At 75.9% G+C, this 10,355-nt stretch carries 6 protein-coding genes; 4 read left to right on the plus strand and 2 right to left on the minus strand.

All coding sequences use genetic code 11. The features are described from left to right. Window positions 1–67: 67 nt before the first annotated feature. Window positions 68–4,006, minus strand: a complete 3,939-nt coding sequence (gene eccCa / locus EAD96_RS18045) for a type VII secretion protein EccCa (RefSeq protein WP_121685133.1) — start codon at window positions 4,004–4,006, stop codon at window positions 68–70. A gap of 105 nt (window positions 4,007–4,111) precedes the next feature. Here eccCa and eccD point away from each other — a divergent pair, with 105 nt between their 5' ends. Continuing rightward, window positions 4,112–5,494 carry a type VII secretion integral membrane protein EccD gene (gene eccD, locus EAD96_RS18050; RefSeq protein WP_120572780.1) on the plus strand — a complete coding sequence of 461 codons (1,383 nt, stop codon included), beginning with the start codon at window positions 4,112–4,114 and terminating at the stop codon, window positions 5,492–5,494. A gap of 55 nt (window positions 5,495–5,549) precedes the next feature. On the opposite strand, the gene EAD96_RS18055 is transcribed toward eccD, so the two are convergent. Further along, window positions 5,550–6,056, minus strand: a complete 507-nt coding sequence (locus EAD96_RS18055; protein WP_013288994.1) for an inorganic diphosphatase — start codon at window positions 6,054–6,056, stop codon at window positions 5,550–5,552. Between the two features lie 511 nt (window positions 6,057–6,567). Between EAD96_RS18055 and dacB the strand changes: the two genes are divergently transcribed. From dacB to tilS, 3 genes are all read left to right on the plus strand, one after another. Then, a complete protein-coding gene (dacB, locus tag EAD96_RS18060; RefSeq protein ID WP_199733213.1) occupies window positions 6,568–7,998 on the plus strand; it encodes a D-alanyl-D-alanine carboxypeptidase/D-alanyl-D-alanine-endopeptidase in 1,431 nt (476 codons plus the stop codon). A 66-nt stretch (window positions 7,999–8,064) separates the two neighbouring features. Beyond that, window positions 8,065–9,132: a zinc-dependent metalloprotease gene (locus EAD96_RS18065; protein WP_120574100.1), complete on the plus strand. Its 1,068-nt coding sequence runs from the start codon at window positions 8,065–8,067 to the stop codon at window positions 9,130–9,132. A gap of 109 nt (window positions 9,133–9,241) precedes the next feature. After that, a complete protein-coding gene (gene tilS, locus EAD96_RS18070; protein WP_199733217.1) occupies window positions 9,242–10,171 on the plus strand; it encodes a tRNA lysidine(34) synthetase TilS in 930 nt (309 codons plus the stop codon). Window positions 10,172–10,355 lie beyond the last annotated feature (184 nt).

Below are 10,355 nucleotides of genomic sequence, written 5' to 3' on the forward strand. Positions count from 1 at the left end.
CTCAGACACATGCTGCACGGAGATTACCGGTTGTCCCGACCGTCACGGGGCAACTCGGCCAGCCCGATCACCCGGGCGGGAGATGCGCCAGCTGCACCAGGCGCACCCCTTCCCGGCGGGTGACCAGACGCGCCCGGCCCGGGGGCAGCGGCCCGGCCTTCACCTGACCGACGAGCGCACCCTCCTCCGGGCCGCCCGACATCACCAGCCCGGCCGTGGACAGCTCGCGCAGCCGCTGCACGATCGGCTCGTACGCGGTCCGCCCGGCACCGCCGGTACGCCGCGCCAGCACCAGGTGCAGCCCGACGTCCCGGGCGTGCGGCAGGTGGTCCTCCAGCGCCCGCAGCGGGTTCGTCGGCCCGCCGGCCACCAGGTCGTAGTCGTCCACGAGCACGAACAGCTCCGGCCCCTTCCACCACGACCGGCTGCGCAGCTGCGCCGGGGTCACCTCCGGCCCCGGCTGCCGCCCCTGGAGATAGCCGGCGGCCGACTCGATCAGCTCGGCGGTGTGCGGCGCGGCAGTGCCGTACCCGATCAGGTGCGGGGTCTCGATCACGCCCATCAGGCTGCGCCGGTAGTCCACAAGCATCACCCGGGCCTGCTCCGGGGTGAACCGGTTGACGATCGAGGTGGCGAGCGCGCGCAGGAACGACGACTTGCCGCACTCGGCGTCGCCGAAGACCACGAAGTTCGGCTCGGTGGCGAAGTCCAGCACCACCTGGGACAGGTCCGCCTCGGCCACGCCGATCGGGAACGCCAGCCCGCTCGTCGCGCTCTGGTCCAGCTCGGCGTACGGCAGCACCGGTGGAAGCAACCGCACCCGGGGCGCGGACGGACCGGTCCACGCGCCGGCCACCGCCTTGACCAGGTCGGCGGTCTCCGCGCCGAGCGCCTCGACACGGGGCTCGGCGGTGAGGAAGTGCAGCCCGCCCGCCGTGATGCCGCGACCCGGACGCTCCTCCGGCACGGTGGCCGCCAGCGCCCGCTTGACCACCACCGAGTCGGCCGGGTCGCCGAGCCGCAACTCCAGCCGGGAGCCGAACAGGTCGCGGATCGCCGGGCGGAAGTCCGACCAGCGCAGGGCGGTCGCCACCACGTGCACCCCGTACGCCAGGCCCCGCGTGGCGAGTTCGGTGACCAGCGGTTCCAGGTCCTCGTACTCGCCGCGCAACGTGTTCCAGCCGTCCACCACCAGGAACACGTCCCCGAACGGGTCCGGCGCGCCCGCCGCCCGCCGCCGTCGCCACGCGGCCATCGACTCCACGTCGGCCTCGGCGAAACGCCGTTCCCGCTCGGCCAGCAGGCCGGCGACCTCGCCCACGGTACGGCGCACGGCGGTGCCGTCGGTCCGCCCGCTGACGCCGCCCACATGGGGCAGGTCGCGCAGCGTGCCGAGCGTCCCGCTGCCGAAGTCGAGGCAGTAGACCTGCACCTCGGCCGGGGTGTGGGTGAGCGCGAGCGCGCAGACCAGCGTGCGCAGCAGGCCGGACCGGCCGCTGCGGGTGGTGCCGACCACCGCGACGTGCCCGGCCGCGCCGTCCAGCGCCAGCCAGAGCAGGTCACGCCGCTGCTCGAACGGTTTGTCCACCACCGCCACCGGCACCTGCAGCGACCCGTGCAGCTCCGGATTCGCCACTGTGAGCCCGCGTGCCGGGTCGGCGCCGACCGGGCCGAGCAGCTCGTCCAGCGCGGGCGAGGCGTCCAGCGGCGGCAGCCACACCTGGTGCGCCGGCGGGCCCTGCCCGGCCAGCCGGTCCACGAGCAGGTCGAGGAGCGTCTCGCCGCCGTCGTCCTCGGCGGGCAGGGCGACGGGCGCGGGCGGCTCGGGCACCGGGACCAGGTGGGTGGAGAACGCGAGCACCCGCGCCTCACCGGTGTCGGACGCGCCCGCCGCACCGCCGCGGCGGCGGACCGCGCCGGAGACGTACGCGGCCCGGAACCGGACCAGCGGGTCGGTGCCCGAGCGCAGGTAACCGTGCCCCGGGCTGCGCGGCAGCTCGTGCGCGTCCGGCACGCCCAGCACCGTCCGGGACTCCAGCGCCGAGAACGTGCGCAACCCGATCCGGTACGACAGGTGCGTGTCCAGCCCGCGCAGCCGCCCCTCCTCCAGCCGCTGGCTCGCCAGCAGCAGGTGCACCCCGAGCGACCGGCCCAGCCGCCCGATCTGCACGAACAGGTCGATGAAGTCGGGCTTGGCCGACAGCAGCTCGGAGAACTCGTCGCAGATCAGCAGCAGCGACGGCAGCGGGGCCAGCGGCGAGCCGGCCGCCCGGGCCCGCTCGTAGTCGCGCACGCTCGCGAAGTTGCCGGCCCGGCGCAGCAGTTCCTGCCGGCGCATCAGCTCACCGTTTATCGCGTCCACCATCCGGTCCACCAGCGGCAGCGCGTCGGCCAGGTTGGTGATCACGGCGGCGGTGTGCGGCAGCCGCTCGAACGGCGCGAACGTGGCGCCGCCCTTGAAGTCGACGAGCACGAAGTTGAGCTGCTCCGAGCTGTGCGTGGCGGCCAGCCCGAGCACCAGCGTGCGCAGCAGCTCCGACTTGCCCGAGCCGGTCGCGCCGATCAGCAGGCCGTGCGGGCCCATGCCGTCCTGCGCCGACTCCTTCAGGTCGAGGTCGATCGCCCCGCCGTCGGCGCCCACCCCGATCGGCACCCGCAGCCGGTCCCGCGCGGCCCGGGGCGCCCAGCCCTGCTCGGCGGTGAAGCCCTCCGGGTCGCCGAGACCGAGCAGCTCGGGCAGGCCCAGCTCGGCGCCGGGCGGTGCGTCCGGTCCGCGTACCGTGCCGGCCAGCCGCAGCGGCGCGAGCCGCCGGGCCACCGCCTCGGCGTCGGCGGGCGCCAGCGCGTCGGCGGCGCCCACCTCGGCGTGCCCCTCCGCGGAGTGCGAGTGCAGCCGGCCGTCGACCAGGTCGAGCAGGAGCGCGTACCGGTCGAGCAGCCGGGGCGCCGGGGTGTCCAGGTCGAGCACGGTGACCGCGTCGATCCCGCCGTCACCGGCCAGATCGGTCGCGCCGGTCAGGTCGCCGCCGTCGAGCACCACCACGACGTGCGGCCCGTCGGTCGCGGTGCCGTGCGGGCTGAACCGGGACCGGGCGCCGAGCACGTCGTCGAGCAGCCGCTCCAGGTCGGCGGCGGAGCTGGTGACCAGCCGCACCGGGCCCAGCGCGTCGGTACGCCCCGGATGGTGGGCGTGCGGCAGCCACTTCACCCACTCCCATGCGGCCCGGCGCTCCGGCCCGGCGCAGACCGCGATCAGCAGCTCGTCCGGCGCGTGGAAGACGGCGAGCTGGGTGAGCACCGCCCGGGCCAGCGCCTGCGCGGCGGGCGATCCGGCGCCGCGTACCGGGCCGGCCGGCCCGCGTACGAAGACCCGGGCGAAGCTGCGCAGCGACAGCGCCACCGGCAGGTCCGGCACCACCGAGTACGCGTCCAGGAAGCGCCGCAGCGCCCCGGCCGTCATCGGTTCCAGCTCCTCCAGCGGGCGGGTGACCGGCGGGACCAGCGGGGTGGCCAGCGTCTGCGGCCCGACACCGACCCGGACCACGGCGAAGTCCGGGTCGCCCGGACGGCGTTCCCAGACCCGGTGACTGTCGACAGTCGACCAGAGCCGCCCCGGCTCGGGATGGCGGTAGGACAGCCCGGCCCGCTGGGCCCCGGCGGTCTCCCGCACCCGGCGCCGGAGCGTGGCCAGGTGGCGCAGGTACTCCCGGCGGGCGGCCATCAGCTCGGACTTCTTCGGCCCGGCGCTGCCCCAGGTGGTCACCAGCATCGCCAGCGAGGAGAGGCCGAACATGCCGCCCACCACGTACGAGTAGGCCCCGCCGCCGCGGCCGAACATCATCGCCATGGCCACCGTCCCGCCGAGCATCGGCAGCACCATCAGCGCCTGCTGCCAGCGCCCGCCCGCAGCGGCGGGGATCTCCGGCGGGGCCTCGACGGGCAGCTCACCGACCGGGATCTCCGGGGCCGGGCGGCGTGGTGGCCGCTTGATGACGACAGTGGACACTCACCCTCCCCGAAAGTGGCTCTGGGTAACCCGAGCCTGGCTCATCGTAGGTAAAGTCCTCTCGTCCGTCAGCCCACTCCCTCCGCTCGATATGGAGATGCCTCGATGACAAGCGGGCTCGCCCGGGTCACGATCAGCGCGCCCAGGCGGCGGGTCGACGTGGCCCTACCGGAGCAGGTGCCCCTGGCCGAGCTGCTGCCCGAGGTGCTCCGGCACGCCGGTGAGGGACTGGCCGACGACGGGGAACGGCACGGCGGATGGGTGCTGCGCCGCACCGACGGCGCGGTGCTGGCAACCGCCCAGGCGCTGCTGCCGCAGGGCGTCCGCGACGGTGAGGTGCTGCACCTGGTGCCGGCCCGCGCCCAGTGGCCCGAGCTGGAGTACGACGACGTGGTCGAGGCGATCGTGGACGGCGCCCGGCGCCGGGGCGCCGCCTGGTCGGGCCGGGCCACCCGGGCCGCCGCGCTCGCCGGTGCCGCCGTACCCCTCGCGGTCGGGCTGGTCGCCGTGGTCGCCGCCGGTCCGGGCGCGCGCGGCTGGCCGGTCGCCGCGGCGGTCGCCCTGATCCTGGTGCTCACCGCCACCGCCGCGTCCCGGGCGTACGGGGACGGCCCGGTCGGCGCCACGCTCGGCGGGTACGCGCTGCCCTGGGCCGCGGTGGCCGGAGCGCTGGCCGTCGCCTCGGGCGACCCGGTCGGCCCGATCCCCGGCCTGCGCTGGGTGGGCGCCCCCGAACTGCTGGTGGGCTCGGTGGCGCTGCTGCTGGTGGCGGTGCTCGGCCTGCTCGGCGTGGCCAGCCGGTCCCGCGTCTTCGTGGCCGGGGTGACTGTCGGCGTGGCCGGCGTGGCGGCAGCGCTCGGCGGGCTGCTGCTCGACCCGGACGGCACCGCCGCGGTCCTGCTCGCCGTGCTGGTGTTCGCGCTCGGCGGGCTGCCGCTGCTGGCCATCCGGGTCGGCAAGCTGCCGCTGCCGCCGCTCACCCTGCCCAGCCCGGCCGGCACCCGCGACCTGCCGGACCGGGGCCGGGTGCACGCGGCGGTGGCCCGCGCCGAGGAGGTGCTCACCGGGATGCTGCTCGGCCATGCGGTGCTGGCCGTCGGCGCGCTCGCGGTGCTCGTCTCCGTCGGCCGGACCGCCGGGCTGCTGCTCGCCGCCGTCGCCTGCGGGGTGCTGCTGCTGCGCTCCCGCCTGTTCGTGGCGGTCCGGCACCGGGTGCCCGCGATCGTCGCCGGGCTGGCCGGGTTCGCCCTGCTCGGCGTGGTGCTGGCCGACCGGGCCGGTCCGGGTGGCCGGCTCGCGCTGACTGTGGGCGGGCTGGCCCTGGCCCTGACGGCGGTCACCGCCGGGGCCACGTACGCCCGGCGCCCGGTCTCCCCGTACCTCGGCCGGCTGGCCGACCTGACCGACACCGCGCTCGTGGTCGCTGTCGTGCCGGTGGCCTGTGCGGTGCTCGGCCTCTACGACCGGGCCCGCGACCTGCTCGCCTGAACACGCGGAGGCCCGGGTCGCGAAGCGCGACCCGGGCCCCCGGCAGGCGTGATCGTCAGTGCAGCGTCTCGCCGCGCTCCTCGGCCTCCTTGGCGCGCCGGTACGAGGCGGCGATCTCCGCCTCGGCCTCGACCCGGCCCACCCAGGTCGCGCCCTCGACCGACTTGCCCGGCTCCAGGTCCTTGTAGACCTCGAAGAAGTGCTGGATCTCCAGCCGGTCGAACTCGCCCAGGTGGTGGATGTCGCGCAGGTGCTCCTGACGCGGGTCCTCGTAGGGCACGCAGAGAACCTTGTCGTCGCCGCCCTTCTCGTCCGTCATCCGGAACATGCCGATGGTGCGGCAGCGGATCAGGCAGCCCGGGAACGTGGGCTCGGGCACCAGCACCAGCGCGTCCAGCGGGTCGCCGTCCTCGCCCAGGGTGCCCTCGATGAACCCGTAGTCGGCCGGGTACTGCGTGGAGGTGAAGAGGGTGCGGTCCAGCCGGATGCGGCCGGTCGCGTGGTCTACCTCGTACTTGTTGCGGTGACCCTTGGGGATCTCAACCGTGACGTCGAAATCCATCTTCCACGCTCCCTCGTTTGCCCACGCTGGCTAACGGAAACCAGCGGCTCACCCCCGGCGCGGGGTGAACGCCCCCCGTCGGCTCCGGCCGCCGCATAGTGTTCGGACCGAAGTAGTGTCGCCCAAGGCGATTTCGAGCGGGGAGGAGGGGGCCGTGGGGAGGGAAGATTCACACTACCGCCCCGAGAGGGTTGACGGGCGCGGGTCCGCCGGTTCCGGTTCCGGCGGGGCCACCGGACGGGTGTCCGTCCCGGGGGCGAACGTCCCTCATCGTCCCTCTCCGGCCACCGGGTCCGCCCGCGTCGGCCCGCCGCACCCCGGTTCCGGTGTGCCGCACCACGGTTCCGGCCCGGCGAGCGGCTCGGCCCGCGTCGGGCCGCCGCACGACCCGGCGGCGCCGCTGAACTGGCCCGGCGCGCCGGCACCGATCCCGGTCAGCCCGCCGGTTCCGCCGGTCGGCGCCGCGCCGCCCGTACCCTCCGGGCCGCCCCCGGCTCGACCGCGACGCCGCCTGCGGCTCGTCGCGGCGCTCGCCTGCGTGCTCGTGCTGGCCCTGGCGGTGGCCGGGCTCGCCGTGCTGCGCCCCGGCCCGGTCGCCGGGTGGCTGGGCGACGACGACAGCACGGGTACGGCGGTCGCCGCGCCGCCCGAGCCCTCCCCGCAGGTCGTGCTGGCCGGGCCGGACGGCAACGCCCCGCTGCCCACCGAGGCCGGTATCCGGTCCGCGCTGGACCCGCTGGTCCGCGCCGCCGCGCTCGGTGACCGGGTGCACGTGTCGGTGGCCGACGTGAGCACCGGCCAGACGCTCTACGGCAGCGGCCAGGACACGCCCACCGTGCCCGCCTCGGTGACCAAGCTGGCGACCGGCGTGGCGGTGCTCGCCGCGCGTGGCCCGGCCTACCGGATCCCGACCCGCGCGGTGGCCGGGGCCAACCCGGGCGAGGTGGTCCTGGTCGGCGGCGGTGACCCCACGCTCGCCGTGGACAAGAACGGCTTCTACCCGGGCGCGGCCCGGCTGGACGACCTCGCCGCCCAGGTGCGCGACGCGCTCGGCGGCACCGCCCCGACCAAGGTGATCGTCGACTCGTCGCTGTTCAGCGGCCCGGTCTTCGAGCCCGGCTGGGACGCCGACATCCCCACCGGCGGCTTCGGCGCGGCGATCACCGCGTTGATGACCGACGGCGCGCGGAAGAACCCGGCGGAGGCGCGGCGCACCGCCGAGCAGACCAACCACGCCGCCGAGCGGGTGCCGCAGCCCGACCTGACCGCCGGCCGGCAGTTCGCCAAGCTGCTCGGCCTGACCGGCGGCGCCGCCCAGGTCGCCCGGGGCACCGCGCCGGCCGCGTCCGGCGCCACGGGCACCGCCGCCGGCGCCGAACTCGGCACTGTCGAGTCCCTGCCGATGATCCGGCTGGTCGACATCATGATCAGCGACAGCGACAACGTGATCGCCGAGGCGATGGCCCGCCAGGTGGCGCTCGCCAAGGGCAAGCCCGGCTCGTTCGTCGGCGGCGCGGCCGCCACCGACCAGGTGCTCGGTGAGCTGGGCCTGCCCGCCGGCGAGATCAGCCTGGCCGACGGCAGCGGGCTGTCCCGCACCAACCGGATCAGCCCCTCGCTGCTCACCGACCTGATCACGCTCGCCGGCAACGGCAGTCACCCCGAACTGGCGGCGATCTTCGGCGGCCTGCCCGTCGGCGGCTGGTCCGGCACGCTCGACGAGCGCTACCGGGCGGCGGCGACCCGCGCCGGAGCGGGCGTCGTCCGGGCCAAGACCGGCACGCTGAGCGGCGTCAACGCGATCGCCGGCACGGTGACCACAGCCGACGGCCGGCTGCTCACGTTCGCCGTGCTCACCGACCGCACACAGGGCTCGCTGGACGAAACCCGGGCGGCGCTGGACCGGATCAGCTCCGCGCTGGCCGGGTGCGGCTGCCGCTGACCGACGGGCGTCGATCGGCCGGCGCGAGCCCGGGTGGGGGTGTTCCGGCGCGGGTACGGTGGGTTCATGGCGCAGTTCGTGGACTGGGATCTGGCCGCCGCTACCGCGGGGGCGCTGAGCAAGTCGGGCCCTCGGGTGTCGTACGCCGAGGCCACCGACGTGGTCGGCGACCTGCGCCGGCTGACCGACGAGGCGGCCGGTCACGTCGCCGACTACACCGGCCTGCGGGCGCAGGTCGCCCACCCGCCGGTACGCGTGGTCGACCGCCGGGACTGGGCGGCTGCCAACATCGCCGGGCTGCGTGAGGTGGTCTCCCCGCTGGTCGAACGCCTCTCCGGCGACAAGCGGCCCGGCGCGCTCACCGAGGCGATCGGCTCCCGGGTCACAGGTGTGCAGGCCGGCACCGTGCTGGCGTACCTCTCCGGCCGCGTGCTCGGCCAGTACGAGGTCTTCGCCGGCGACCCCGGCCAGCTGCTGCTGGTGGCGCCGAACATCCTCGAGGTCGAACGGAAGCTCGGCGCCGACTCGCGCGACTTCCGGCTCTGGGTGTGCCTGCACGAGGTCACCCACCGCACCCAGTTCACCGCCGTGCCGTGGATGCGCGCGTACTTCCTCGGCGAGGTGCAGGCGTTCGTGGACGCCTCCCAGGGCGGCGAGCACCTGCTCGAGCGGCTGCGCCGCGGCGTCGCCACGCTCTCCGACGCGGTGAAGGACCCGGAGAGCCGGGCCAGCGTGCTGGACATCGTGCAGACCCCGGCCCAGCGCGCCGTGCTGGACCGGCTGACCGCGCTGATGACGCTGCTGGAGGGCCACGCCGAGTTCGTGATGGACGGCGTGGGTCCGCAGGTCATCCCCAGCGTCGAGTCGATCCGGGCGGCGTTCAACCGGCGCCGCGAGTCCGGCAACCCGCTGGAGAAGGCGATCCGGCGGCTGCTCGGCATCGAGGTCAAGATGCGCCAGTACGCCGAGGGCCGCAAGTTCGTGCACGGCGTGGTCGACCGGGTGGGGATGCAGGGCTTCAACAAGATCTTCTCGTCCCCGCTGACGCTGCCCCGCCTGGACGAGCTGGGCGACCCGGACGCCTGGGTGTCCCGCGTGCACGGGCCCGCCGGTGCCACCCCGCCCGTCGGCTGATCCGCCCGGCCCGGCGGGTTCCGGCGGCTCGGCTGATTCGGGCGCTCGGTCGCGTCGCCCGCCGTCGCCCGCTCCCGCCGTCGCCGCCGTGCGGCTCGCCGTCCGCCGGATGCTGACCGGCCTGCCCGGCGGCGGCCCGGTGCTGGTGGCCTGCTCCGGTGGGGCCGACTCGCTCGCGCTCGCCGCCGCCACCGCGTTCGTGGCCCCCCGGCTCGGGCGCCCGGCCGGGCTGGTGACGGTCGACCACGGCCTGCAGGCCGGATCCGCCGAACGGGCCGAGGCGGTCGCCGGCTGGGCCCGCGCCGAAGGGCTCGACCCGGTCGAGGTGCTTCCGGTACGCGTGGACGGCCGGCCCGGCGGCCCGGAGGCGGCTGCCCGCGAGGCCCGGTACGAGGCGCTGATCGCCGCCGCCCACCGGTACGACGCATCCGGGGTGCTGCTCGGGCACACGCGCGACGACCAGGCCGAGACCGTCCTGCTGGCGCTGGCCCGGGGCGCCGGACCGCGCGGGCTGTCCGGGATGCCGGGGCGGCGCGACGTCGACGGGGTGCCCCTGTTACGGCCGCTGCTCGACATTCCGCGCGCCGACACCCGGGCCGCCTGCGCCGCGCTCGGACTCGATCCGTGGGCGGACCCGCACAACGCCGACCCCGCGTACGCCCGGGCGCGGGTCCGGGCCGACGCGCTGCCCGCACTCGTCGAGGCGCTCGGGCCGAGGGTGGTGGCGAACCTCGCCCGTACCGCCGGGCTGCTCGCCGCCGACAACGCCGCGCTTGACGCGCTCGCCGACGCCGCGCTCGCCGACGTCCGCACCGCTGACGGCGGGCTCTGTGTCGCCGGGCTCGCCGAGTTGCCGGCCGCCGTCCGTACCCGGGTGCTGCACACCTGGGCCCGCGAGCTGGGCGCGACGCCGGGCGCGCTGTCCCACAGTCACGTGGCGGCACTGGACGCCCTGGTCACAGGCTGGCACGGACAGGGCCCGGTGCACCTACCCGGCAGCCACCAGGTACGCCGCCAAGCCGGCCACCTCCTGCCCTGACCGCCGCCCTCTCCTCCCGTCCCCGTTGACCAAGGACTTCGGGTCACGTTCCGGCCCTCCCCAGCCCTCAAACTCCTTGATCACCGCCGTGAGGGCGGGGTGGTGCCTGGCCGGAGGCGGGCTCTCGGCAGCGTCGATCATGAAGTTGACGGGGAGAAAACGGGCGGAACGCGCGGTCAACTTC

The organism is Micromonospora sp. BL1 (genome assembly GCF_003667485.1).
Taxonomy (GTDB): Bacteria; Actinomycetota; Actinomycetes; order Mycobacteriales; family Micromonosporaceae; genus Micromonospora; species Micromonospora tulbaghiae.